Annotated in this window: 24 protein-coding genes; 11 read left to right on the top strand and 13 right to left on the bottom strand. The window is 67.4% G+C overall.

Features of this window, described 5'->3' with window-relative positions; translation table 11 throughout:
* The 4 genes from ACUTAG_RS24375 to ACUTAG_RS24360 form a co-directional block, all read right to left on the bottom strand.
* Complete coding sequence (locus ACUTAG_RS24375) at positions 1–441, bottom strand: phage protein (protein WP_006388470.1); 441 nt, start codon at positions 439–441, stop codon at positions 1–3.
* Positions 442–454: 13 nt separating this feature from the next.
* Positions 455–1,930 (bottom strand): DUF3383 domain-containing protein, encoded by a 1,476-nt coding sequence (locus ACUTAG_RS24370; RefSeq protein ID WP_148316542.1) that lies wholly within the window; start codon positions 1,928–1,930, stop codon positions 455–457.
* A 10-nt stretch (positions 1,931–1,940) separates the two neighbouring features.
* Positions 1,941–2,534 carry a phage neck terminator protein gene (locus ACUTAG_RS24365; protein ID WP_006388468.1) on the bottom strand — a complete coding sequence of 198 codons (594 nt, stop codon included), beginning with the start codon at positions 2,532–2,534 and terminating at the stop codon, positions 1,941–1,943.
* A gap of 492 nt (positions 2,535–3,026) precedes the next feature.
* Positions 3,027–3,284: a hypothetical protein gene (locus ACUTAG_RS24360; RefSeq protein ID WP_006388467.1), complete on the bottom strand. Its 258-nt coding sequence runs from the start codon at positions 3,282–3,284 to the stop codon at positions 3,027–3,029.
* A gap of 309 nt (positions 3,285–3,593) precedes the next feature.
* On the opposite strand from ACUTAG_RS24360, the gene ACUTAG_RS24355 reads away from it, so the two are divergent.
* Both ACUTAG_RS24355 and ACUTAG_RS24350 read left to right on the top strand, forming a co-directional pair.
* Positions 3,594–4,355, top strand: coding sequence for a S24 family peptidase (locus ACUTAG_RS24355; protein ID WP_148316540.1), 762 nt, complete (start codon positions 3,594–3,596; stop codon positions 4,353–4,355).
* Between the two features lie 4 nt (positions 4,356–4,359).
* Entirely contained in the window at positions 4,360–6,177 is a 1,818-nt protein-coding gene (locus ACUTAG_RS24350) for a DUF4153 domain-containing protein (protein WP_148316538.1), read from the top strand.
* Between the two features lie 73 nt (positions 6,178–6,250).
* Here the strand turns inward: ACUTAG_RS24350 and ACUTAG_RS24345 are convergent, their stop codons facing one another.
* From ACUTAG_RS24345 to ACUTAG_RS24330, 4 genes are all read right to left on the bottom strand, one after another.
* Positions 6,251–6,472 (bottom strand): hypothetical protein, encoded by a 222-nt coding sequence (locus tag ACUTAG_RS24345; RefSeq protein ID WP_006388464.1) that lies wholly within the window; start codon positions 6,470–6,472, stop codon positions 6,251–6,253.
* 168 nt (positions 6,473–6,640) lie between these two features.
* On the bottom strand, positions 6,641–7,780 hold the full coding sequence (locus tag ACUTAG_RS24340) for an AI-2E family transporter (RefSeq protein ID WP_045952796.1): 1,140 nt from the start codon (positions 7,778–7,780) through the stop codon (positions 6,641–6,643).
* Positions 7,781–7,919: 139 nt separating this feature from the next.
* Positions 7,920–8,624, bottom strand: coding sequence for a DUF3053 family protein (locus tag ACUTAG_RS24335; protein ID WP_054515392.1), 705 nt, complete (start codon positions 8,622–8,624; stop codon positions 7,920–7,922).
* Between the two features lie 163 nt (positions 8,625–8,787).
* Positions 8,788–9,300 (bottom strand): GNAT family N-acetyltransferase, encoded by a 513-nt coding sequence (locus tag ACUTAG_RS24330; RefSeq protein WP_047993552.1) that lies wholly within the window; start codon positions 9,298–9,300, stop codon positions 8,788–8,790.
* A 184-nt stretch (positions 9,301–9,484) separates the two neighbouring features.
* Here ACUTAG_RS24330 and ACUTAG_RS24325 point away from each other — a divergent pair, with 184 nt between their 5' ends.
* The 3 genes from ACUTAG_RS24325 (at position 9,485) to ACUTAG_RS24315 (ending at position 11,756) form a co-directional block, all read left to right on the top strand.
* Complete coding sequence (locus ACUTAG_RS24325) at positions 9,485–9,844, top strand: hypothetical protein (RefSeq protein WP_026384180.1); 360 nt, start codon at positions 9,485–9,487, stop codon at positions 9,842–9,844.
* A gap of 828 nt (positions 9,845–10,672) precedes the next feature.
* Complete coding sequence (locus ACUTAG_RS24320) at positions 10,673–10,954, top strand: hypothetical protein (protein WP_006388458.1); 282 nt, start codon at positions 10,673–10,675, stop codon at positions 10,952–10,954.
* 109 nt (positions 10,955–11,063) lie between these two features.
* Entirely contained in the window at positions 11,064–11,756 is a 693-nt protein-coding gene (locus ACUTAG_RS24315; protein WP_058664056.1) for a cytochrome b/b6 domain-containing protein, read from the top strand.
* Positions 11,757–11,878: 122 nt separating this feature from the next.
* Here ACUTAG_RS24315 and ACUTAG_RS24310 read toward each other — a convergent pair whose 3' ends face one another.
* Both ACUTAG_RS24310 and purB read right to left on the bottom strand, forming a co-directional pair.
* A complete protein-coding gene (locus ACUTAG_RS24310; RefSeq protein WP_047992310.1) occupies positions 11,879–12,337 on the bottom strand; it encodes a c-type cytochrome in 459 nt (152 codons plus the stop codon).
* A gap of 56 nt (positions 12,338–12,393) precedes the next feature.
* On the bottom strand, positions 12,394–13,770 hold the full coding sequence (gene purB / locus ACUTAG_RS24305; RefSeq protein WP_006388455.1) for an adenylosuccinate lyase: 1,377 nt from the start codon (positions 13,768–13,770) through the stop codon (positions 12,394–12,396).
* 161 nt (positions 13,771–13,931) lie between these two features.
* On the opposite strand from purB, the gene ACUTAG_RS24300 reads away from it, so the two are divergent.
* Complete coding sequence (locus ACUTAG_RS24300; protein ID WP_006388454.1) at positions 13,932–14,543, top strand: glutathione S-transferase; 612 nt, start codon at positions 13,932–13,934, stop codon at positions 14,541–14,543.
* 61 nt (positions 14,544–14,604) lie between these two features.
* On the opposite strand, the gene ACUTAG_RS24295 is transcribed toward ACUTAG_RS24300, so the two are convergent.
* From ACUTAG_RS24295 to gcvA, 3 genes are all read right to left on the bottom strand, one after another.
* The gene (locus ACUTAG_RS24295) at positions 14,605–15,423 is read right to left on the bottom strand and encodes a sulfite exporter TauE/SafE family protein (RefSeq protein ID WP_047992308.1); all 819 of its coding nucleotides are present in this window, start codon (positions 15,421–15,423) and stop codon (positions 14,605–14,607) included.
* 122 nt (positions 15,424–15,545) lie between these two features.
* Positions 15,546–16,664, bottom strand: coding sequence for a tRNA 2-thiouridine(34) synthase MnmA (gene mnmA / locus ACUTAG_RS24290; protein ID WP_026384181.1), 1,119 nt, complete (start codon positions 16,662–16,664; stop codon positions 15,546–15,548).
* Between the two features lie 12 nt (positions 16,665–16,676).
* Positions 16,677–17,597, bottom strand: a complete 921-nt coding sequence (gene gcvA, locus ACUTAG_RS24285) for a transcriptional regulator GcvA (RefSeq protein ID WP_020924474.1) — start codon at positions 17,595–17,597, stop codon at positions 16,677–16,679.
* A gap of 191 nt (positions 17,598–17,788) precedes the next feature.
* On the opposite strand from gcvA, the gene ACUTAG_RS24280 reads away from it, so the two are divergent.
* The 5 genes from ACUTAG_RS24280 to ACUTAG_RS24260 all read left to right on the top strand — a co-directional run bounded on the left by ACUTAG_RS24280 (position 17,789) and on the right by ACUTAG_RS24260 (position 22,786).
* Positions 17,789–18,778: a Bug family tripartite tricarboxylate transporter substrate binding protein gene (locus tag ACUTAG_RS24280; protein WP_024068252.1), complete on the top strand. Its 990-nt coding sequence runs from the start codon at positions 17,789–17,791 to the stop codon at positions 18,776–18,778.
* Between the two features lie 70 nt (positions 18,779–18,848).
* Entirely contained in the window at positions 18,849–19,724 is an 876-nt protein-coding gene (locus ACUTAG_RS24275; RefSeq protein WP_020924476.1) for an N-formylglutamate amidohydrolase, read from the top strand.
* A gap of 185 nt (positions 19,725–19,909) precedes the next feature.
* Positions 19,910–21,028: a Re/Si-specific NAD(P)(+) transhydrogenase subunit alpha gene (locus tag ACUTAG_RS24270; protein ID WP_024068250.1), complete on the top strand. Its 1,119-nt coding sequence runs from the start codon at positions 19,910–19,912 to the stop codon at positions 21,026–21,028.
* 4 nt (positions 21,029–21,032) lie between these two features.
* Positions 21,033–21,350 (top strand): NAD(P) transhydrogenase subunit alpha, encoded by a 318-nt coding sequence (locus ACUTAG_RS24265; RefSeq protein ID WP_006388447.1) that lies wholly within the window; start codon positions 21,033–21,035, stop codon positions 21,348–21,350.
* Entirely contained in the window at positions 21,347–22,786 is a 1,440-nt protein-coding gene (locus ACUTAG_RS24260; RefSeq protein WP_006388446.1) for an NAD(P)(+) transhydrogenase (Re/Si-specific) subunit beta, read from the top strand. Before ACUTAG_RS24265 ends, ACUTAG_RS24260 begins: the two co-directional genes overlap by 4 nt.
* Positions 22,787–22,878: the final 92 nt, after the last annotated feature.

Raw genomic sequence — 22,878 nt, 5'->3', positions numbered from 1 at the left:
TTAGTAGGTTCCCAGGATCGTGTCGATCTTCGCGGCGTCGAAGGTCCACTTCACCACGTCGCCGTCCTTCTTGTAGGTCAGGTCGGGCTTCTTGCTGAAGGCGCACGAGCGGCACGCCGTCACGTCGCCGGTGGCCGGATTGGTGATGGTGATCAGGTTCTTGCCCCACAGGCGGCTGTCCAGCGACTGGGCGTCGTACAGGGCCTGCAGCTGGGCGTTGACGGGCGAGGTCTTCAGGTAGCTCAGCGTCACGGTGCCGCTCTTGTCGGCGCGCAGCGTGTGCATGACCTCGCCATCGGCGCCCACCGTCATGGCGCTTTTCTCGCCCTTGGCGGCGATGGCGATGCCTTCATCGGCCACGCCGGAGCCGGAACCCAGCGAAATCGCCCCGCCCGGGCCCACGAGACTGGCGCTGATATCAGCGAACGAATAGGTAGACATCTGCTACTCCTGTTTAGCGGTTGACCGTGACCAGAACGTCGACGGTGTGGATGGCGCCGGCTTCCTTGGCGGCGACCTGGAACGGAACGGCCTTGCGCGCTTCGCGGTCGGCCTGCGACTGGGTGGCGATCGCCGGCGCGTAGACGTAGTAGCCCTTGGCCAGCGTGTCGCCCTGCTTGAGGGCGCCGAAGCCGGCCGAGTTCCACACACCCGGCGCCAGGTAGCCGTTGTTGACGGCGGCCTCGCACGCGGCCTCGATCACCGAGGCGATCAGCTGGTTGCCGGCGTCGGTCTGCGGCACCTTGGTGGGGCTGGTGTACAGCAGGTTGTAGACATCGGTCTGGACGCGGTTGCGGAACCAGATCGCGTTGTAGACCGAGTCGATGAAGATGCCGCTGGGCGTCACGCCGTACTGGATGATGGCCGTGTCGTTGTCGTAGTTGACGAACACGTTGCAGTTCTTGGCCGCCAGCGTGTCGGCCTGGCTGCTGGTCAGGGTCTCGGCGACGATGCCGGGCTCCTGCTTGTACATCAGCGTGATGGTGGTGTTGTTGGCGTTGAAGTTCACCGTCAGCATGCGGCCCAGCAGCGAAGCGACCGCATACGGGCTGGCGCTGGAGAACTGCACGATCGAGTACTTGTATTTCAGCGCCTTCAGCTGGCTGGCGATGTCCTCGTGGTTGGTCGGGTCCAGCACCTGCGGCGCCTGGGTCGACACACCGTACAGGTGGCGCTGGTCGGCCTCGATCAGGCCGGCCACGGCCAGGTGCTGCGCGTCGGTGATGTCGGCATCGGCGAACGCCACGCCCAGGAACTTGTTGGCGAAGCGGTCCAGGAACAGCGACACGGCGTCCACCGGCGTTTCGGCGACGATGCCGGCGACGGGCGTCGAGGCCTGGCCCGCGGTCAGGCCCAGCATCGACGAGATGTCGGTGCCGGTGCCCGCGGCCGTGGCGTAGCCCAGCGTCGAGGTCGCGCCGGAGGTGTTCGAAGTCACCACGAACTGCGAGCCGTTCCAGGTGACGGAAGCGGAGGCCAGTGCCGTCGAGATGATCGACGCGACCCCGTTCAGGTTGGTGGCGCCGGAGAAATCCAGGCCGTTGACCGTCTTGGCGGTGCCGTCGACCGACAGCGTGAAGGCGCCCGCGGTCACCGCGGTCCAGGCCGACATCTGCTTCTCGGCGGCCGACAACACCGCGCCGCGCAGCGTGGCCGAGGTCGCGCCCTTGGCCCAGCGGCCGATGTACAACTGCGAGGGCTGGGGCGTCTGCTGGAAATACAGCAGGGCCGCGCGATATTCGGGCGCGGCGGTGCCGAAGTCGGCGGCGACGGCGTCGATGCCGCCATAGGAGCGCATGCGCTCGCCGGTGTCGATGACGGCGGAGGCGCCCAGCAGCAGCGCGGTATTCAGGCTCGCGCCCTGCGCCGCGAGCGGCGACATGTTGATCGTGACGTTGATCAGGCGTGATACCGGCAATCCATTAGCCATGGTAGATCCCTTAATCTGCAAGGTGGTTGATGTGATCCGTCGGCGACAGCGACGCGGCATGCGTCGTGACCTGCGCCGACAGGAGATTCAGGACCGGATAGATGCGCGTGACCCGGCGCTTGAAATGCAAGGTCATGTCGAACTGCCGTATCCACTGCTGATTCACGAGCTCGTGCCGGGCCAGGATCGGCCCCGCGCCGCCGACCGCCATGCCCTGCGCGAGCAGGGGTTCGCGGTTCTGCGGCACGGCGGCGCCATCGCGCAGCAAGGCCGCGTGGCGCAACGCGTTCGGGCCGAACATCGAGCAAAGCACCTCGATGTCTTCGTGCCGGACGTATGAATCAGATCCTTCCCCGGCCGGGTCGTGAGCGACGACCGGGCCGGCGTCCGCGGTTTGCGCCCGGATGTCCATCAGGCACCAGGTATCGCTTTGCGCGGGCGGTTCCACACCGGCCGCGGGCCAGTGCGTACGAACCATGTTCGGGGGCAAGCCGGACACGCCGGCGATGAACCCCAGGAACAGCGCCTCGAGTTCGGCATCCTCCAGGGGCGGAGAAATGGCGATCGGCGCCAGGTAGCCGCCGGTGGCCGAACTGTTCGCCATGCGTAGCTCCTTTGTCGTGTTGAAGTGCCCGAGGGCGGATCGGGGGAATCCAGTTGCCTGGAGGCGGATCGCCGACTTTGCCGCGCCATCGGCGCGATGCCGCGTTGCGTGATGCGTACGGCCGGGTTGCGGCGGATTCCGGCTGTCGCCCACCGGGCTGCCGCCTCGAGCCGTTCCGGGTCACCACGGGCGGGAGAAAGGCCCGGTCATTGCAGGAAAGGCGAGGCGGCAGGCCGCTGGACGGCCCAAACGAAACGCCCCGCGCTCTGTTCGAGAACGCGGGGCGTGCAAATAGAAAAGGCCCGCCTGTGGCGAGCCTGTCGTGGGGAACTGCAAAGAGCGCGAGGGGGGAACGGGCAGGTGATGCATCCGCCTTGGGACGCACCGCCCGGGCACACGTACCCTCTCATAAAAAAGGCCCGCTGGTGGCGGGCCTTTTTCGGTTCGTCGTCGGTGCGCAGCGCGACGACATGGATGCATTGTCTCGCGGCATCAGGCGCGCTGGCAATCCCCATTGTGTCGCACTTCGCTCCAGACGTAGCTGAGCGAGTTGCGGGCATGCTCGATGCGCGCCACCTGGCCGCCCTCGCGCAGCGTTTCGAGTACGCGCAGGATGGCCTGTCGCATCGCGTTGCGTTCGCGCCGCGTCAGCTCGCGCGCGCCGGATGCGCCGCGCACCAGTTCCGCCATGCGCCAGGGACGCCCCGGCGCCGCCGCCATGAGATCCAGGACTTCGCTTGCATATTTCATCGGGATGCCTCCCGGACAAGATGCTTATCCATGCTTTTTTCCTTGTTCCAAGCCTTCGATTCGTCGTCATCCCGGTTTGTCCGCCCATGGCGGTCGCTACTCCGGTAGCGATTCAAGGGCACATTGGCCGGTGCCCCTTCGTGCGCCACGGTCGGCGGGGTGGGTCCCGGCAGGGCCACCGGCGGCCGGGGATGGCTGCGGTCGCCCCGACTATCTTCGGGATTGGAATCATGGTAGCGACTCGCTACCTGAAAATCAACAGCGAATCGCTACTGTACTTTCAGGTAGCGGATTGCTACTATCGCTACCATGGATATCCGCTCGATACGACTGAACAACCTCAAGTACGCTGTGCTCCAGGCCGGGGGAGTGGACCGCCTGGCCGAACGCGCGGGCGTGAGTCGCAAATACCTCGACCAGATCCTCCAGGGGTTCCAGGGCAAGCGCGACAAGAACCCGCGCCGCGTCGGCGATGCCCTGGCCGCCAGGATTTCCGCCGGCCTGGGCCAGCCCGCCCACTGGATGGATCTTCCCCACCCCGACCTGTGGCACGAGCTCTCGCCCGACGTCATCGCCGACGAGCCACCGGGCCGGCAGGTCTCCTTCAACCACGGGCGGCTGGGCCGGCCCGATCACGGCAATGTGCTCATCGCCCAGTTCGATACCGGCGGCGCGATGGGAAGCGGCCTGGAACTGCGCGACCAGCCGGGCGTCATCCAGAGCTGGAACGTCAGCCCCGAATGGCTGCAGAAGAACGTCCGCGGCTTTTCCGCCTCGAAGAACCTGTGCATCGTCACGGGCTTTGGCGATTCCATGCGCCCCATGTTCAATCCCGGCGATCCCCTGATCGTCGACCGCGGCGTGCAGGCCGTCGAATACGACGCCATCTACTTCTTCCGCGTCGGCAGCGAAGGCTTCATCAAGCGGCTGCAGCGCATTCCCACCGCCTCCGGGCTGGTGGTGCGGGCCAAGTCCGAAAACACCAAGTACGACGCCTGGGACATCACCGAAGGCATGGATTTCGAGGTCTTCGGCCGCGTGCTGAAGGTCTGGCGCAGCGAGGACTTCTGACCCCATGGCAACCCGCTCTCCCCTGTCGGCTCCCGAAAGAACCATCCTGGTCCACGGCGCGCTCGGCGCGCTGCTGGCGTTGGCGCTGCATGCCGCGCTGCTGAACCGCGTGTGGCCATGGCACAACCCGTTCGCCACCCTGTTCGCGATCCAGTGGGTCTGGCTGGTGCCACTGGCGGGCGCCATGCTGGCCGGCATGCGCTCTGGCAGGCGCTGGCTGCTGGCGCTGCTGGCCTATGCCCTGGCGCTGCCCGCGCTGCACGCCTACGGCCTGATGCCGCTGCTGGGCTCGCAACCCGTGCGCTATTCCGACGACGGCCCGCGCGCGCTCGCCACCGTGATCACCGCCGCCTGCGGTTTCATGCTGCTTCCCCTGATCCAGGCGCTGGACCCATCCCGGGCGGGCTGGGACTACCCCGCGGTGTTTCGCGCGGCCTGGCGCAACACCGTCAAGCTGGCGCTGGCCGGCGGCCTGGCCCTGGCGGTCTGGCTGTTGTTCTGGGCCGCGGGCGCCATGTTCGGCATGATCGGCATTGGCGCCGTCGGCAAGGTCGTCAAGTCCACCCGCTTCACGCTGGGCGTGATGCCGCTGGTGCTGGCGGTCAGCCTGGTGGGGGTACATCGCCGGCCGCAGCTGGCGGACACGCTGCAACGCTCCTGGCTCACGCTCACCGCGTGGCTGTTGCCGCTGGTTGCGCTGGTCGGCATCGCCTTCGTGATGGCGCTGGCGGCCCGGCTGGCGCTGGACCTGCAGGCGGTGGCGCTGTCCGCCGGCGCCCTCATCGCCTTCAGCGCGCTGTGGATCAAGCTCATCAACTCCGCCTGGCAGGACAGCCCCGAGGCGCCGCCCTTCGGCCCGCGCCTGCGCGCGGTGCTGCGCGTGGCGGCGTGCGGCCTGTTGCCGCTGGCGCTGGTGGCGCTGTACGGTCTCGTCGTGCGGGTCGAACAGTACGGTTGGACCATTCCGCGCATCTGGGGCGTCTACGCCGCGGTCCTGTTGACGCTATACGCGCTGGGCTATGCCTGGGCGGCGCTCGCGCCGCGGCGTTTCCACACGATCCTGGGAGGCACCAACATCGTCGCGGCCTTCTGCGCGCTGGCCATGCTGGCCCTGGTGAACACGCCGCTCCTGAATCCCGACCGCATCGAGGTCGACAGCCAGGTGCAACGCCTGATCGACGGCCGCGTCCCGCCCGAGGAATTCAGCTATCTCTCGGCCGCGCGCGATCGCGGCGAATACGGCCGGCAGGCGGTGCGCAGGCTGGCCGATGGTGCCGCCCAGGCCCAATCGCCCAAGATCGCAATCGCCGCCGCCGACGCACTGACGGGCAAATACTACGATTGGGGGCCGCGCCAGTCCGGCCTGGCAGCCTCGCTGACCAAGCCCGGCAGCCTGCAGGTCCATCCTGCCGGCAGCGCCGTGCCGGACGCCTGGTGGCGCTACGCCGCGACCGAAAACCCGTTCGAGCTGGACCGATGCGTAAGCGCGGAAAAGGCCGCTGCCGACGATCCGTCCAACCCCGTCTTGGCCGCTGCGCGCTGCTGGTTGATCCATGCGGACATCACCGGCCCCGGCGCGGCCGATCTGGTCCTGTATGTACCGCCGCGCGCCGACGCCACGGCCGGGGGCTACGAAATCTTCCTGACCTATCAGGGGCTGGGCAAGGACGGCTGGCGCGTGGTGTCGTCCAGGACCCATCGCACGTCCGAGAGCGGTCCGGAAGTCGACATGGGCGGGGCGCTGGCACAGGGGCAGGTGCATACCGAGCCACGCCAGGACCGCGACCTCATCGTCGGAGGACGCCGCCTGCCGCTGCGCTGAATGGCGCGCCGCCGCCGTCTCCAGCGCAAGCCCGCGTGCGTTGCGCGGGCCGCAGGCGGCGGCCTGCCGCAGCCTACTTTTCTTCCAGGTCCGGCGTGCCGGCGAACTGGCTCTTGAGCAGCGCCAGCGCGCCCTTCTCCGCCAGCATCGCGTTCGGAAACACGTTTCGCGTGTCTTCCAGCACGGGAAAGCCGAAAACGCGGACGCGGGCATGGTAGCCCTCGGGAGTTTCGGCGAATTCGATGTCGAAGTTGCGCTCTTCGATCCAGCCCGACTTGTGTAGTTTCCAGTCCATATCCGACGCGCTCCTCATGAAGGAAATCCGCAGCACAGCCGGGTCAGGCCGGCGGCGCCGCGGAGACAGGACGCCGGCCCCGGCGGGCCGGCACCACCACACCTTACACCCTCGGCCCTGACGTCGTCTTGACCGCGCACAGGCCACTGGCAGGCGCGCTCGGCCTTGTCAGTCGGCCTTGGGGGGCGCAACCGGGGTCGAGGCCGGGGTCGCCGGCCTGGAAGGCGGGACCACGGGCTTGGCCAGCGCGGCCGCGACCACGTCATCCGGAGGCGAGAACAGGTCCCAGCTGGCCATGAACAGCGCGGCGATCAGCGGGCCGATGACGAAACCATTCAGGCCGAACAGCGCCATGCCGCCCAGGGTCGAGATCAGCACCACGTAGTCGGGCATCTTGGTGTCCTTGCCCACCAGGATCGGACGCAGCACGTTGTCGACCATGCCGATCACCAGCACGCCGAAGGCGATCAGCACCACGCCCTTGATGGTCGCGCCGGTCAACAGGAAATAGATCGCCACCGGCGCCCAGATCAGGCCCGCTCCTACCGCCGGCAGCAGCGACAGAAAGCCCATGATGACGCCCCAAAGCAGCGCCCCCTGGATCCCCAGGATGGAAAAAATGATGCCACCCAGGGCGCCCTGCGAGGCCGCCACCGCGATATTGCCCTTCACCGTCGCGCGCACCACCGTGGTGAATTTGCGGAAAAGATGGTGCTTGTGGGTTTCGCTGAGCGGCACCGCGCGCTTGACGCGCTGGGCCAGTTGCGGCCCGTCTCGCAGCAGGAAGAACAGCAGGTACAGCATGATGGCGAAGCTGACCACGAACTGGAAGGTGTCCTGCCCGATGCTGAGCGCCTGGGTCGCCAGGAACTGGCTGGCCTGCATCGCGCCGGCGCTGAGCTTTTCCTGCAGGCTGGGGATGTCGGCCAGGTCGAACCGCGCCAGCAGGTCATGCACGGACGGCGGCAGCGCTTCCATGGCCTGCTGGAAGTAGGCGCCAAAGTTGATCTGGCCGGATTTGATGCTCTGGTACAGGTTCGCCCCCTCGCGCACCAGCGACCCACTGATGACCACCAGCGGCAGGATCACCAGCAGCAGCACCATGGCCAGCGTGATCAGCGCCGCCAGGTTGCGCCGGCCGCCGATGCGCGGCACCAGCCGCCGTTGCAGCGGCGCGAACAGGATGGCCAGGATGGCGCCCCAGAACACCGCGCCGTAGAACGGCCACAACAGCCAGCCGAACGCGATGGATACCACCACCAGGAGGAGCAGGAAGGTACGGTAGTGCAAGCTGGAAGATTGGCTCATGTTCCGTCCAAGGCGCGGCCTGAACCGCGGAGACCCGCATTGTACAAAGCAGCGTCCCGCCCCGCTCGTTTCCCCCGCTGGCCCCGGCCCGGGCCGTCCGGCGGGCGCCATTGCGCGGAAAGCGGCGCGCGGCCGGCATTCAGGGCTCGCCGGCGGCCGCTCGCGACACCACGGCGCGGGCGGCCTCCAGCGCCGGCGACTGGGCGTTCAGGCCCTGCAGGCGCAGATTCAGTTCATGCTGCAGCGACGGCGTGGCGACCTTGGCCAGCCCATCCTCGAGCGTGATCTCGGCCTCATTGGCCGCGACGAAATCGGCGATGCCGAGCGCATCGCGCGCGACGGTATCCATGCGCGCCGCCGCGTCCATCAACTCGGCCGCCGGCGCCGTGACCGCCTCGTCATACACCCCGTCGTAGACCGGCGCCAGATCCGGCGCAAGCTCCAGTCCGCTGCGCGCGCGGTCGGCGCGGGCCTTGGCATCCTGCAAGGCGCCGGCGCTGTCGGCCAGCGTCTTGCGCGCGGCCAGCAGGGCCTCGCGCCGCCGCACGATGTCGTCGACCGACTGGATGCGCTCGGCCGCAAGGATGGGGCGCAGCGTCACGGCCGCCTTGGCCATGGCGGACTGGAAATCGACGATCACCTCGTAGGCATCGTCGTAGCGGCCCACGGCGTCTTTCTCGGCTTCGCCGAGGGCGCCGACCGGCACCAGCGACCCGGACGCGATACGGCTTTGCAGCAGCTCGATGAAGGCCGCGCGTTCCTGCGGCTCGCGATTGCCGCAAGCGGCCAGCGCCAGCATCGAAGCCGCCGCCAGGCCGGCCAGGCAGATCCGCAGCATTGCCATGCCCTTCCCTCCTTGCGTAAAACGTTGCATCGGGAACACCCGCCCGGCGGCCGGCATCCTCCCCGGCAGATTATCCCGAAGCGTCCGCCACCCGCCGCCGGTGGGCGGATTTTGTTGCCATCGAATCGATATGACACAGCCCACCGGCGCGCGCCTTCGCGGCTCACACCGCCAGCGTGTGGCGCATCGCGCAGCGGCGCGCCGGGTCGAAACCCGCGGCCGCCTCCGCCTCCAGGCGAGCCCGCAATGCGGGCCCCAATTGCGGGGCCGGGACCTCGACAAAGCCTTGCCGCTGGTAGAAAGGCGCATTCCAGGGCAGCTCGCGATCGGTGGTCAGCGCCACGCCGCGGTAGATGCGCGCGGCGCGCGCATGTTCGACCACCGCCCGCAGCAGGTCGCGTCCCAGGCCGCGCCCCTGCATAGGCAGCGCGACCGACATTTCCGCCAGGTACAGGTCGCCGTCCATCGGCCGGGCCAGCGCGAATCCCGCCGGCCGGTCGTCGTCGCCCGGCGCGACCCACAACAGGCCCGCGGCAGCGGCGCGCGCCAATTCGGCTGGCGGCAGGGGCTCGCCCGCGGCGGCCCAGGCCATGGGGGTCCCAAGGAAGCGGGCGGCGGCGGAACGTTCGATATCGGGCAGGAGCGCCAGGTCGGCGGGGCGTGCGTGTCTGATCATGGGGCGCCCAGTATGCCCCAAGCGGCACGGAAACGGGATGCGCAGCCCCACTGTGCGGGCCGCGCGCCGGGACCTCACGCTTGGCCGCGTTCCGCCAGCGCCCCGCAATGGGCCGGACCCGGCCTAAAATGCAGGATTGCCGGCCCGCTGCGGCCGCCCGCCACCTCTTGTCTTTCCAGCCTGAATGACCCAAGACGCTTCCCCCGACACCTGGGGCTTCGCCCATCCCGATTGCCGTGGCGCCGCCGCCCTGCTGTTTTTCATGAACGACCTGGCCCGCGTGGCCAACCAGTATCTGCGCCCCGGGCACCTGGGCGAAGAAGCGCTGGCCGATGCGCAGAAAGCCGTGGATGCCTTGCTGCAACGCTATACCGAGATCGAGGCCGCCCCGGAAGCCTTCGATGGCGAACGCATCGAGCTGGCGCTGGAAACCGACACCCGTCCCGACGGCTCGACCGCCGCGCAGGTCGCGCTGCGCATGTCGCCCCGCCTGGAGGCGCTGATCATCGAAGCGCAACGCCAGGCGCGCCCCGCCACGCACTGACCTGGGTCCTGCCCCCCTGGCGCGGGAGGCGTCAGCGCCCGCGCCAGGGGGCACCCCGGCCGGACGGCAAGGGTGGCATCGCACTCATTTCGGCGCGCCTCACAAAAATCCTTGCGAAATCATTAATTTAGCCATATAATCATTGGTTGATCCTATGGAACTTGGCCATTTGGCGCTCCAGGCTTTGCCGCCGCCTTGGTCGGGTTTTGCTCAGGTCCCACTCAGCCTCAACTGGGTCCGCCAGCGAACCAGGCGTTGAAAAACCAGCCATTGAGCTACCCGGCGGGGCATCGGTCACCATCCGTTGACCAACCCTATTGGCCAACCCGTTGATCACCCCGGTGTTCATCCTGTTTCGCGACAGACAACCCTAAGAACGCGGAACCGGTTGCCAACCATTTATTGCACGCAATTGTGTTGCCGGTTTGCCTTGCGCGTCGTCACGACGATGGCGCGGGCCATAGCCAACCTTCGCCCCGACCATGCCGCCGAGTCCGGCCCGGTCGGAAAACGCACAACGCAGCGTTGATCCGCTGCCATGCGCCCGCGATGGCGCCGTAACGCCATCGCCTATTGGGTCCGCCGTCCACCAATACTGGCAGGCGGCGCCCGCAACGTCCCAGGTCCAGGCCCGGGACGGCCCCCGCAGCCAGTCCGGCGCGCCCGCAAACCATGAGAATGCGCAAAGGACCGGCGGCGGATATGCGTTAGTGTCATGCATGACCCGGCACGTGGCCGGGGCGCGGCGCGCGACAGCGCCCTCGCCCCCGCTTCGTGGCATGCGCTACGCAGCAATTCCCATAACAAGAACTTGAAAGAGAACACAACATGAATACTCGTTTCACTACCTCGGACCTGATCCGACGCCCGGCCCATACCAAGCTGGACAACATGCCGATCCACATCGGCGACATCGTTTACCTGCAACCGGCCGACGGCCCGGCCATCCGCGCCGCCGTGATCTTCAACGCGCCGATCGACGGCACGACCACGTACACCACCGAAATCGTGCCTTGCGGAACGGCCGCGCAGAAGGTCCCCGGACAGCGTATCCGCTTCCGCCACGAGCACGTGCACCGCATCGAACCGGTGCGCCGCGCCGCTCGCTGAGCCAGCGGTTCCCAACCTTAATCTGGCGCAAAACCGCCACGGCCCACGCCGTGGCGGCTTCATTTGTGCGTGATAAAGTCGCAGGCAACGCAGTCAAGGCGCGACCATCATGCAAAACAACCGGCTTGCCATTCGCATCTGGGACCTTCCCACCCGACTCTTCCACTGGGCCCTCGTCGTCTGCATTGTCGGCGCCTTCGTCAGCGTCAAGCTGGGCGGCCTGTACATGGACTGGCACGTGCGCTTCGGCTGTGTCGCGCTGGGCCTGATCGTCTTTCGCGTGCTGTGGGGCTTTGTGGGTCCGCGCTATGCGCGCTTCACCCAGTTCGTGCGCGGGCCGCGCGCGGTGGCCAACTATCTCAAGGGCGCGGCCGCGCCGGCCGGCCACAATCCGCTGGGGGCGTGGTCGGTGCTGGCATTGCTGCTGGTGCTCGGCTTCCAGGCCGTGAGCGGCCTGTTCACCACCGATGACATCATGACGCAGGGCCCGCTGTTCGGCCACGTCAGCGAGTCCACCGCCGGCCTGCTGACCTCGTGGCACAAGCTCAATGAATGGGTCATCATCGGCCTGATCGCCCTGCACCTGCTGGCCGTGACCTGGTACGCCCTGGTGCGCCGCAAGCGGCTGGTGCGCGCCATCATCACCGGCAACGTCGATCCGAAAGACGTTCCGCCCGGCACACCGCCGACCCAGGACGGCTTCGCGATCTGGCTGCGCGCCCTGATCCTGGGCGCCTGTGTCACCGGCCTAGTGCTGTGGATTCGCTCGCTGGAGATCGCCGCGGACATGTCGTTCTCGTAGTCATCGGGCTCGCGCGTGGCGCTGGCCGCCGGCCACGCCCGGTATCCAGGCCGCGCACCAACGAAAAAGCCCCTCGGTCGAGGGGCTTTTCCGTTGGTGCGCCACAGGGCCGCGGTACCGGCTTACTTCTTCTTGCGATAGGCGTCGTGGCAGGCCTTGCAGCTCGCGCCCACGTCGCCGAATGCGGCGCGCAGCTTGTCCAGGTCGCCGGCGTCGGCAGCCGCCGACAGCTTGACGATGTTGTCCTGGAACGCCTGCTGCTTCTGCTTGAAACCGGCCGCGTCGCTCCAGATCTCGGGACGGGCGTCGCCGCCTTCCGTGCCGGGACCGAAAGCCGCCCAGGGCAGCGCCGACAGCGTCTTGAGCACTTCGACGTTGGCCTTGATCTGGGCCGCGTCGTAGGGCGCCTGGCCCTTGACCACCGGCGTCATGCGGCCGAAGTGCGAGGCCATCAGCGTCAGCGCCGACTGGCGGTACTTGACGGCATCTTCGGGCTTGGCGAACTGCGCCTGGGCCGAGGTCGCCAGCAGCGATCCGACGGTCATACAGGCCAGCGCGGCGAGCGTGGACAACTTCTTCATTGCAATCTCCCGTAAGTACAACAAGGATGCCGCGCGCCCGGCGCGCGGCAAGGCGACTATACCGCCCGGGCCAGGTCCGCGGCCAGGCCGATATACGAACGCGGGGTCATCGCCAGCAGGCGCGCCTTGGGTTCGTCCGGCAGGGCCAGGCCCTGGATGAATTCTCGCAGGGCTTCCTCGGTGATGCCTTTGCCGCGCGTCAAAGCCTTGAGCTGTTCATAGGGCTGCGGCAGGCCATAACGGCGCATGACGGTCTGCACCGGCTCGGCCAGCACTTCCCAGCAGGCGTCGATGTCGGCGTCGATCGCGGCGGTGTTGACTTCGAGTTTGCCCAGGCCGCGCATGCAGGCGTCCCACGCCACCAGGCAGTAGCCCAGGCCCACGCCCAGGTTGCGCAGCACGGTGGAGTCGGTCAGGTCGCGCTGCCAGCGGGAGATCGGCAATTTATCAGACAGATGGCGCAGCACGGCATTGGCCAGGCCCAGGTTGCCTTCGGAGTTTTCGAAGTCGATCGGGTTGACCTTGTGCGGCATGGTGGACGAACCGACCTCGCCTTCCTTCAGGCGTTGCTTGAAATAGCCCAGGGCCACGTAACCCCAGATGTCGCGGTCCAGGTCGAGCACGATGATGTTGGCGCGCACGATGGCATCGAACAGCGCCGACATCCAGTCGTGCGGTTCGATCTGGATGGTGTGGCGGTTCTGCGTCAGGCCCAGGCCGGCCAGCACGCGCTGGCTGAAGGCGGGCCAGTCGATTTCCGGGTAGGCCGACAGGTGGGCGTTGTAGTTGCCGGTGGCGCCGTTGAGCTTGGCCAGCGGCTCGACCGCTTCGATCGCGGCGATGGCGCGGTTCAGGCGCGCCGCGACGTTGGCGAATTCCTTGCCCAGCGTGGTGGGACTGGCCGGCTGGCCGTGGGTGCGCGACAGCATCGGCTGGTCGGCCTGGGCCACGGCCATGTCGTTGAGCCTGGCGGCGATTTCACGCAGGCGCGGCAGCACCACTTCGCTGCGGGCGCGCGACAGCATCAGCGCGTGCGAGGTGTTGTTGATGTCCTCGGAGGTGCAGGCGAAGTGGATGAACTCGGCCGCGGTGGCCAGCTCGGCGTGGTCGGCGACCTTTTCCTTGAGCCAGTATTCGACCGCCTTGACGTCATGGTTGGTGACGCGTTCGATGTCCTTGATGCGGGCGGCGTCGGCCTCGGAGAAGTCGCGCACCAGCTGTTGCAGGCGGGCGCGGGCTTCCTGGGAGAAGGCGGGCAGCTCCGGCAGACCGGCATCGGACAGGGCCACGAGCCAGGCCACCTCGACCTCGACGCGGTGGGCCATGAAACCGGCCTCGGAGAGCAGCCCGCGCAGCGCGTCGCCGCGGGAGGCGTATCGGCCATCCAGTGGCGAAAGGGCATTAAGTTGGCTAAGCTGGTCGGCGATTTGCATGGTCTGGGAAGGAAAAAGCTGCGGGTGGGAAAACCCGGCGATTTTATCATTCAGGGCCGCGCAACATTGTGGCAAACTGAGCGGGATTCCGTCCCGCGGACGGTTTGGCCGTCATGCGGCCTGCTATACTTCGGCCGCTTTCCGACTCCGCTTGTGAATCCATGAAACTGATCGGCTCGCTTACCAGTCCATACGTGCGCAAGGTGCGTATCGTCATGGCCGAGAAAAAGCTGGATTATCGGCTTGAACTCGAAAACGTCTGGTCCGCCGACACGCAGATCCAAACGTACAACCCGCTGGGCAAGGTGCCCTGCCTGGTCATGGAAGATGGCGGCGCCCTGTTCGATTCGCGCGTCATCGTCGAGTACCTGGATACCTTGTCCCCCGTCGCCCGCCTGATTCCGCAGCCGGGCCGCGACCGCGCGGCCGTCAAGTGCTGGGAAGCCATCGCCGACGGCCTGCTGGACGCCTGCGTCACCATCGTCAAGGAAAAGCAGCGCCCCGAGGCGCAGCGCAGCCCGGAATGGATCGAACGCCAGTACGGCAAGATCCACGCCAGCCTGGACGCCATGGACAAGAGCCTGGGCGAGAACGCCCACTGCATGGGCATCAACTACAGCCTGGCCGACATCGCCGTGGGCTGTGGCCTGGGCTACCTGGACCTGCGCTTCGCCGAGCTGGACTGGCGCGCCAACCACCCCAACCTGGCGCGCCTGTACGACAAGCTGTCGCAGCGCCAGTCGTTCGTGGATACCATCCCCAAGACGGCCTGACGCCCACCGGCATCGTCCCGCACCGTTCCGGCCGCCTTGCGCGGCCGGTTTCACTTGCGGCTCAGGCCCGGAACGCCTGCCCGGCCTTGAACAGCATGTAGGCGGCCAGCGCGAACAGCAGGCAGGCGAATACCCGCTTCAGCGTCTGCACCGGCAAGCGGTGCGCCATGCGCGCGCCCAGCGGCGCCGTCAGGACGCTGACGCACACCAGCACCAGCAGCGCCGGCCAGTAGATGTAGCCCAGCATGCCGGGGCGGGTCGCGCCTTCGTTCAGCCCCGACACCACATAGCCGATGCTGTTGGCCAGCGCGATGGGAAAGCCCAGCGCCGCCGAGGTCGACACCGCATTGTGCAGCGCCACGTTGCACCAGACCATGAAGGGCACCGACAGGAAGCCGCCGCCCGCCCCCACCAGCCCCGACAGGAAGCCGATGCCGGCGCCGGCCGCGCTGGTGCCGATCACGCCGGGCATCTGGCGGCTCGGCTTGGGCTTCTTGTTGCGCAGCATGTTCCAGCCGGAATAGCCCACGAATAGCGCGAAGAACAGCGACAGCCACAGAGTGCTGAGCGCGGCGAACACCGCGCCGCCCGATAGCAGGCCGCCCAGGATGATGCCCGGCGCCATGGCCCAGACGATCGGCCACTTGATGGTGCCCTTCTGCTGGTGGGCGCGCACGCTGGAGATCGAGGTGAACAGGATCGAGGTCATCGAGGTGGCGATAGCGGCGTGCACCACCAGGTCCGCCGGCATGCCTTTCCAGGCGAACAGCATCGTCAGGAACGGCACCAGCAGCATGCCGCCGCCAATGCCCAGCAGCCCCGCCGCGAAGCCCGCCACCGCGCCCAGCGCCAGCAGGCAAATCACCATCGTTACATCCACATCCCTCTCCTCGTTGTCGGCATGCGCCGTTTTTCATGAGCCAGGCCCCGCGGACGCGACGCCCGCGGGGCCTGGCTGGAACTGCTATCGGTGTTGCAACGGCCCGTCACAGGCCGGCGTGCCTAGACGATGATGCCGCCGCCCAGGCAGATATCGCCATCGTAAAGCACCGCCGATTGCCCGGGCGTGACCGCCCATTGCGGCTCGGCGAAATCGAGCGTGAAGCCCTCGGTGGTCGCGTCGCCCAGGCGGCAGGCCGCATCGGCCTGGCGGTAGCGCGTCTTGGCGCCGTATTCGCCCGCGGCAGGCGCCTGCCCCGCCACCCAGCTGACGTCCTGCGCCCGCAACGAGCCGGACAGCAGCCAGGGATGGTCATGCCCCTGCACCACGTAAAGCACATTGCGCTCGAGGTCCTTGCGCGCCACGTACCAGGCCTCGGCCGTGCCGTCCTCGCGCTGGCGGCCCTTCACGCCGCCCACGCCCAGGCCCTTGCGCTGGCCCAGCGTGTAGAACGACAGGCCCTCGTGGCGCCCGACCTTCTGCCCTTCCGGCGTCAGGATCGGGCCCGGTTCGGTCGGCAGGTAGCGGTTCAGGAACTCGCGGAACGGTCGTTCGCCGATGAAGCAGATGCCGGTGGAGTCCTTCTTGGCCGCATTGTGCAGGCCGATCTCGTGCGCGATGCGACGCACCTCAGTCTTGTGAATCTCGCCCAGCGGGAACAGGGTGCGCGACAGTTGCGCCTGGTTCAGCCGGTGCAGGAAATAGCTCTGGTCCTTGGAACCGTCCAGCGCCTTGAGCAGCTCGAAGCGCGAGCCGCCGCCCTCGGCGGCCACTTCGCGCACGCGGGCGTAGTGGCCGGTGGCGATGTGTTCGGCGCCCAGCGCCATGGCGTGGTCGAGGAAGGCCTTGAACTTGATCTCGGCGTTGCACAGCACGTCCGGATTGGGCGTGCGGCCGGCCGAGTACTCGCGCAGGAATTCCGCGAACACGCGGTCCTTGTACTCGGCGGCGAAATTGACGTATTCGAATTCCACGCCGACCAGGTCGGCCACGCTGGCCGCGTCCAGCAGGTCCTGGCGGGTGGAGCAGTATTCGGAATCGTCGTCGTCTTCCCAGTTCTTCATGAACAGGCCGACGACCTCGTAGCCTTGCTGCTTGAGCAGCCAGGCGGTGACCGAAGAATCGACCCCGCCGGACATGCCGACGACAACGCGGCCCTTCTTGGTGGATGTTTGACTCATGATGATGCCATTTTACTGTGGGCTGGCCGCGTCCTGCGGCTGCGGCTCGGCCGCCCGCGAGACCTCCATCAGCCAGGTCCGGAACGCCTGCAGGGTGGGCAGGTTGGCCTTCTGCTCGGGGTAGCACAGGTAGTAACCCATGCGCGCGCGGATCGGCAGCTGGATCGCCACGGCCAGCTTGCCGTCGCGCAATTCGTCCTCGATCAGGCAGCGCGGGATCAGCGCCACGCCGAAGCCGGCGGCGGCGGCCTGCGACAGCAATGCATACTGGTCGAAGCGCGCCCCTTCCAGGCTGCGCCGGGTGTCGCAGCCGGCTTGCTCGAACCAGTCGCGCCAGCCTTCCAGAGCCGAGGTATGGTGCAGCAGGGGGTAGGCCAGCAGGTCCGCCGGCACGCTACAGCCGCCGGGAATCAGGCGCGGGCTGCAGACCGGCAGGATCTCGCGGCCGACGATGTAGTCGGCGCCGCTGCCCGGCCAGATGCCCTCGCCGAAACGGACGGCGGCGTCCAGCTCGGGCGACGAAAAATCGTAGCCCTGGCGGTGCGGCAGGAATTCCACGTGGATGTCCGGGCGCAGCCGCATGAAGGCCGTCAGGCGCGGGATCAGCCAGCGCGCGCCGAAGGTCGGCATACAGGTCAGGTTGAGCGTGCCGCCCTGGCCCTGGTGCGCGATCAGTTCCACGGTGGCCGCCTCGATCTGGCCCAGTCCCGCCTGGATCTTGGTGAGGTAGCTGCGGCCGGCCTCGGTCAGGACCAGCCCTTGCCTGATGCGCAGGAATAGTTCGACGCCGACGAACTCCTCCAGATGTTTCACTTGCTTACTTACCGCACCCTGCGTCACGCACAGCTCCTGGGCGGCGCGGGTGAAGCTGCTGTGCCTGGCGGCCACTTCAAAGGCTTGCAGGTCGGTGAGCGAAGGACAGAACCGTCTCATGGGGGGAATGCCTGCGGACCCGGTCGACGGGGCTTGAAGTTACAAAAAGAAAACTTCGCCGCAAAAGAGGCATGAAAAAAAGTCATAGCTTAAGGAGAAACTTTCGTTTGTGCAAACCGGCCTTGCACGAAAGAATCTTCCTGTTTGCGTCTGCCTTTTGCGCAGTCGCTTTCCAATTTATAGGGGAATCCATGCAACGCCGTAATGTAGTCCTAGGTCTCTGTGTCGCCGCCGCGACCCTGGCCACGCCGCTGACCTCGGGCATCGCCCATGCCGAAGACGCCTACCCGAGCAAGCCGATCCGCCTGATCGTGCCATTCCCGCCCGGCGGCACCACCGACATCGTCGGCCGCCTGTTCGCCGACAAGCTCGGCAAGGAACTGAACCAGACCGTGGTGGTGGAAAACCGCGGCGGCGCCGGCGGCTCGATCGGCAGCGCCTTCGTGGCCAGCAGCGCGCCGGACGGCTACACCCTGGGCATCGCCACCGTCAGCACGCACGGCATCAACCCGGCCATCTACCCGAACCTGCCGTTCGATGGCGAGAAGGACTTCACGCCGGTTTCGAACCTGGCCGCCGTGCCGAACATCATGACCATCAACCCGAAGGTGCAGGCCAAAGACATGGCCGAGTTCATCAAGCTGGCCAAGAGCCAGCCGGGCAAGCTGACCTACGCCTCGGCCGGCAACGGCTCGGTGTCGCACATGATGGGCGAACTGTTCAAGATGGCCTCGGGCACCGACCTGATGCACGTACCGTACCGCGGCGTGGGCCCGGCGCTGAACGATGCGCTGGCCGGCCAGGTCGACGTCATGTACGACAACCTGCCCTCGACCCTGCCACATGTGCAGTCCGGCCGCCTGATCGCCATGGCCGTCGCCGCGCCCAAGCGCGTGGCCAGCCTGCCGAACGTGCCCACCTTCGCCGAAGTCGGCCTGCCCGCCGTCAACGACGCCTCGTGGTTCGGCCTGGTCGCCCCGGCCAAGCTGCCCGCCCCGATCCTGGCCAAGCTGAACGCCGCCGTGCAGAAGGTCAGCGCCGAAGCCGACGTCAAGTCGCGCCTGGAAGCGCTGGGCGCCGAGCCGGCCGCCAACAGCCCCGAAGCGTTTGCCAAGCAGATCTCGGCGGAAATCGCCAAGAACAAGCGCATCGCCAAAGAAGCCAATGTGAAGATCGACTGAGCGACCTTCGATCCCCGCCGCGCCCGCGCGGCGCGCGGGGATCTCCGATTCACGAACGCAATACCCCCATATGCGAATTACCCAACCCCTGTCCTATCGGCTCGACCTCCCGCAGCAATATCCGAACTCGGCGCCCTCGGCCCCGCTGGTGCTGGACTCCCCGCACAGCGGCACCACCTACCCGCCCGACTTCGCGCCCGCGGTCGATTTCGGCGCCCTGCGCACCGCCGAGGACACCTGGGTTGACGATCTGTGGGGCGACGCCATCGACATGGGCGTGCCCATGATCGCCGCGAGCTTTCCGCGCGCCTACATCGATGCCAATCGCGCCCCGGACGAAATCGACGAACTGCTGCTGGACCAGGCCTGGCCCGGCGCGGTCAACGCCTCGCCCAAGGTCAAGCTGGGCAAGGGCCTGATCTGGCGCATGCTGGATGACGGCACGCCGCTGTACGACCGCAAGCTGAGCGTCGAGGAAGTGACGCACCGCATCGAGGCCTGCTGGAAGCCGTACCACGCCGCCCTCGGCCAGGTGCTCGACAGCGCCCACCAGAAGTTCGGCAAGGTCTGGCACATCAACTGCCACTCCATGCCCAGCGTCGCCGGCGCCTACGCCACCGACCGTCCCGGCCTGGTCCACCCCGACTTCGTGCTGGGCGACCGCGACGGCAGCACCAGCGATCCAGCCTTCCGTGAATTCATCGCGGCGTGGCTACGCGAGCGCGGCTACAACGTGACCGTGAACGACCCTTACAAGGGCGTCGAGCTGGTACGCGCCTTCGGCCGTCCCGAAGAAGGCCGCCACAGCCTGCAGATCGAGATCAACCGCAAGCTCTACATGGACGAGGCCAGCCTGCGTCCGTCGGCCAACTACGGCCGGCTCAAGGCCGACCTGCGCGATCTCACCGCCGCGCTGATCGACTGGACTCGCGCGCAGACGGCCTGACGCCGGACGCCTGCGCGCCGGGTGCCGGCCAGCAGCCAGCTGTCAGTCTGGCCGGTATGACCGGGGCGCGAGCCCCAAAGCCCCATGGTTAACCCCATGGGGCTTTTCTTTTGCGCCCCGCCGAACCTCCTCCCCCGGGCGTATATCCGTTATAACTACGGCGAACCTTCTGAGGAGAGGCGTCGATGCACATCGGGATACCAAGGGAAACCCGAGACGGGGAAACCCGTGTCGCAGCAACACCAGAGACCGTCAAGAAGTACGTAGGCGGCAAACACACCGTTGTCGTGGAGCGTGGCGCGGGCACTGCGGCGCGCTATCTCGACGAAGCCTACGAAGCCGCTGGCGCCACGCTCGGCACCGCCCAGGAGGCATTGGGGGCGGAGCTCGTGATGAAGGTTCGCGCGCCGTCTGCGGCCGAACTGCCGCAGATGAAACCCGGCAGCGTGGTCATCGGCATGCTCGATCCCTTCGATGCCGACGGCCTGCAGCAGATGGCCGCCGCCGGACTGGTCGGATTCGCGCTGGAAGCCGCGCCCCGCATCACCCGCGCGCAAAGCCTGGACGTGCTCTCGTCGCAGGCCAACCTGGCCGGCTACAAGGCCGTGCTGCTGGCGGCCCACCACTACGGCCGCCTGATCCCCATGATGATGACCGCCGCCGGCACGCTCAAGGCCGCGCGCGCCGTGGTGCTGGGCACCGGCGTCGCCGGCCTGCAGGCCATCGCCACGGCCAAGCGCCTGGGCGCGGTGGTCGAGGCCTCGGACGTGCGCCCCGCCGCGCGCGAGCAGGTCGAATCGCTCGGCGCCAAGTTCATCGACGTGCCGTTCGAGACCGACGAGGAACGCGAGATCGCGCAAGGCGTGGGCGGCTATGCCCGCCCCATGCCGCCGGCCTGGATGGCGCGGCAGGCAGCGCTGGTGTCGGAACGCTGCAAGCAGGCCGATATCGTCATCACCACCGCCCTCATCCCCGGCCGCCCCGCGCCCACGCTGGTGTCGGCCGAGACGGTCGCGGCCATGAAGCCCGGCTCGGTGCTGGTGGACCTGGCGGTCGAACGCGGCGGCAACTGCCCGCTGTCAGAGAAAGGCAAGGTGGTCGAGAAACACGGCGTGACGCTGGTCGGGCTGACCAACCTGCCCGGCCTGGTCGCAACGGACGCGTCGGCGCTCTATGCCCGCAACATCCTCGACTTCCTGAAACTCATCATCAATGCGGACGGCGCGCTGGCAATCCAGCGCGACGATGAAATCGTGGCGGCCTGCCTGGTGTGCGAAGGCGGCAATGTGACGCGCAGGAGCTGAAAGCATGGAAGCGATCAATCCCACCCTGATGAATCTCATCATCTTCGTGCTGGCCATCTACGTCGGCTACCACGTGGTCTGGAACGTCACCCCCGCGCTGCACACCCCGTTGATGGCGGTGACCAACGCGATCTCGGCCATCATCATCGTCGGCGCCATGCTGGCGGCGGCGCTGACCGAAGGCGGACTGGCGCGCGGCATGGGCGTGTTCGCCGTGGCGCTGGCCGCGGTCAACGTGTTCGGCGGCTTCCTGGTCACGCGGCGCATGCTGGAGATGTTCAAGAAAAAGGACAGGAAGCCGGCCAAGGAGGAAGCGAAATGATCTCGCTGAACCTCGTCACGCTGCTCTACCTGGTTGCCTCGGTCTGCTTCATCCAGGCGCTCAAGGGCCTGTCGCACCCCACCACCTCGCGCCTGGGCAACGCCTTCGGCATGGCCGGCATGGCGATCGCGGTGCTGACCACCGGCGCGCTCATCGTCGGCCTGGCGCGCTCGGGCACCGCCACCATCGGGCTGGGCTGGGTGCTGCTGGGCCTCCTGGTCGGCGGCTCGATCGGCACGCTGATGGCCAAGCGCGTCGAAATGACCAAGATGCCCGAACTGGTCGCCTTCATGCACAGCATGATCGGCCTGGCGGCGGTCGCCATCGCCGTGGCCGTGGTGGCCGAGCCGCACGCCTTCGGCATCGTCGCCGCCGGCACGCTGATCCCCACCGGCAACCGCTTCGAGCTGTTCATCGGCACTTTCGTCGGCGCCATCACCTTCTCGGGTTCGGTGATCGCCTTCGGCAAGCTGTCGGGCAAATACAAGTTCCGGCTGTTCCAGGGCGCGCCAGTGGTGTTCCCCGGCCAGCACATGCTGAACCTGGCGCTCGCGCTGCTGATGCTGGCGATGGGCGTGTGGTTCATGCTGACGCAGGCGTGGACGCCGTTCGTCATCATGACGCTGATCGCCTTCGTGCTGGGGGTGCTGATCATCATCCCGATCGGCGGCGCCGACATGCCGGTGGTGGTGTCGATGCTGAACAGCTATTCGGGCTGGGCGGCGGCCGGCATCGGCTTCTCGCTCAACAACCCGATGCTGATCATCGCCGGCTCGCTGGTGGGCTCGTCCGGCGCCATCCTCTCGTACATCATGTGCAAGGCGATGAACCGCTCGTTCTTCAACGTCATCCTGGGCGGCTTCGGCGGCCAGGCGGGCGAGGCCGCGGCGGCTGGGGGCGGCCAGCAGCGCAGCGTCAAGTCGGGCAGCCCCGACGACGCCGCGTTCCTGATGACCAACGCCGAAAGCGTCACCATCGTGCCGGGCTACGGCCTGGCGGTGGCGCGCGCCCAGCACGCGCTCAAGGAACTGGCCGAAAAACTCACCGAACGCGGCGTGACGGTCAAGTACGCCATCCACCCGGTGGCGGGGCGCATGCCAGGGCACATGAACGTGCTGCTGGCCGAGGCCGAGGTGCCCTACGACCAGGTCTTCGAGATGGAAGACATCAACAGCGAGTTCGGCCAGACCGACGTGGTGCTGGTGCTGGGCGCCAACGACGTGGTCAACCCGGCGGCCAAGAACGATCCGAAATCGCCGATCGCCGGCATGCCGATCCTGGAAGCCTACAAAGCCCGCACCGTGATCGTGAACAAGCGCTCGATGGCCTCCGGCTACGCCGGCCTGGACAACGAACTGTTCTACATGGACCGCACCATGATGGTCTTCGGCGACGCCAAGAAGGTGCTGGAAGACATGGTCAAGGCGGTGGAGTGATGCGCGTGGCCTCGCGATGCGCATGCGCATCCGCGGGGCCGCTTCCTGCCAGGCTGCGGCCCCGCGCCCAATGTCCGCGGCAACGTCCGCGC

It is taken from the genome of Achromobacter sp. CSND-B12, from assembly GCF_052906545.1.
This window is presented reverse-complemented; position numbering and strand designations above follow the sequence as displayed.

What these genes read in the sequence shown, in the direction of transcription:
- ACUTAG_RS24375 (WP_006388470.1), bottom strand. Translation starts at nt 441, where the DNA reads ATGTCTACCTATTCGTTCGCTGATATCAGCGCCAGTCTCGTGGGCCCG.
- ACUTAG_RS24370 (WP_148316542.1), bottom strand. Translation starts at nt 1,930, where the DNA reads ATGGCTAATGGATTGCCGGTATCACGCCTGATCAACGTCACGATCAAC.
- ACUTAG_RS24365 (WP_006388468.1), bottom strand. Translation starts at nt 2,534, where the DNA reads ATGGCGAACAGTTCGGCCACCGGCGGCTACCTGGCGCCGATCGCCATT.
- ACUTAG_RS24360 (WP_006388467.1), bottom strand. Translation starts at nt 3,284, where the DNA reads ATGAAATATGCAAGCGAAGTCCTGGATCTCATGGCGGCGGCGCCGGGG.
- ACUTAG_RS24355 (WP_148316540.1), top strand. Translation starts at nt 3,594, where the DNA reads ATGGATATCCGCTCGATACGACTGAACAACCTCAAGTACGCTGTGCTC.
- ACUTAG_RS24350 (WP_148316538.1), top strand. Translation starts at nt 4,360, where the DNA reads ATGGCAACCCGCTCTCCCCTGTCGGCTCCCGAAAGAACCATCCTGGTC.
- ACUTAG_RS24345 (WP_006388464.1), bottom strand. Translation starts at nt 6,472, where the DNA reads ATGGACTGGAAACTACACAAGTCGGGCTGGATCGAAGAGCGCAACTTC.
- ACUTAG_RS24340 (WP_045952796.1), bottom strand. Translation starts at nt 7,780, where the DNA reads ATGAGCCAATCTTCCAGCTTGCACTACCGTACCTTCCTGCTCCTCCTG.
- ACUTAG_RS24335 (WP_054515392.1), bottom strand. Translation starts at nt 8,624, where the DNA reads ATGGCAATGCTGCGGATCTGCCTGGCCGGCCTGGCGGCGGCTTCGATG.
- ACUTAG_RS24330 (WP_047993552.1), bottom strand. Translation starts at nt 9,300, where the DNA reads ATGATCAGACACGCACGCCCCGCCGACCTGGCGCTCCTGCCCGATATC.
- ACUTAG_RS24325 (WP_026384180.1), top strand. Translation starts at nt 9,485, where the DNA reads ATGACCCAAGACGCTTCCCCCGACACCTGGGGCTTCGCCCATCCCGAT.
- ACUTAG_RS24320 (WP_006388458.1), top strand. Translation starts at nt 10,673, where the DNA reads ATGAATACTCGTTTCACTACCTCGGACCTGATCCGACGCCCGGCCCAT.
- ACUTAG_RS24315 (WP_058664056.1), top strand. Translation starts at nt 11,064, where the DNA reads ATGCAAAACAACCGGCTTGCCATTCGCATCTGGGACCTTCCCACCCGA.
- ACUTAG_RS24310 (WP_047992310.1), bottom strand. Translation starts at nt 12,337, where the DNA reads ATGAAGAAGTTGTCCACGCTCGCCGCGCTGGCCTGTATGACCGTCGGA.
- purB (WP_006388455.1), bottom strand. Translation starts at nt 13,770, where the DNA reads ATGCAAATCGCCGACCAGCTTAGCCAACTTAATGCCCTTTCGCCACTG.
- ACUTAG_RS24300 (WP_006388454.1), top strand. Translation starts at nt 13,932, where the DNA reads ATGAAACTGATCGGCTCGCTTACCAGTCCATACGTGCGCAAGGTGCGT.
- mnmA (WP_026384181.1), bottom strand. Translation starts at nt 16,664, where the DNA reads ATGAGTCAAACATCCACCAAGAAGGGCCGCGTTGTCGTCGGCATGTCC.
- gcvA (WP_020924474.1), bottom strand. Translation starts at nt 17,597, where the DNA reads ATGAGACGGTTCTGTCCTTCGCTCACCGACCTGCAAGCCTTTGAAGTG.
- ACUTAG_RS24280 (WP_024068252.1), top strand. Translation starts at nt 17,789, where the DNA reads ATGCAACGCCGTAATGTAGTCCTAGGTCTCTGTGTCGCCGCCGCGACC.
- ACUTAG_RS24275 (WP_020924476.1), top strand. Translation starts at nt 18,849, where the DNA reads ATGCGAATTACCCAACCCCTGTCCTATCGGCTCGACCTCCCGCAGCAA.
- ACUTAG_RS24270 (WP_024068250.1), top strand. Translation starts at nt 19,910, where the DNA reads ATGCACATCGGGATACCAAGGGAAACCCGAGACGGGGAAACCCGTGTC.
- ACUTAG_RS24265 (WP_006388447.1), top strand. Translation starts at nt 21,033, where the DNA reads ATGGAAGCGATCAATCCCACCCTGATGAATCTCATCATCTTCGTGCTG.
- ACUTAG_RS24260 (WP_006388446.1), top strand. Translation starts at nt 21,347, where the DNA reads ATGATCTCGCTGAACCTCGTCACGCTGCTCTACCTGGTTGCCTCGGTC.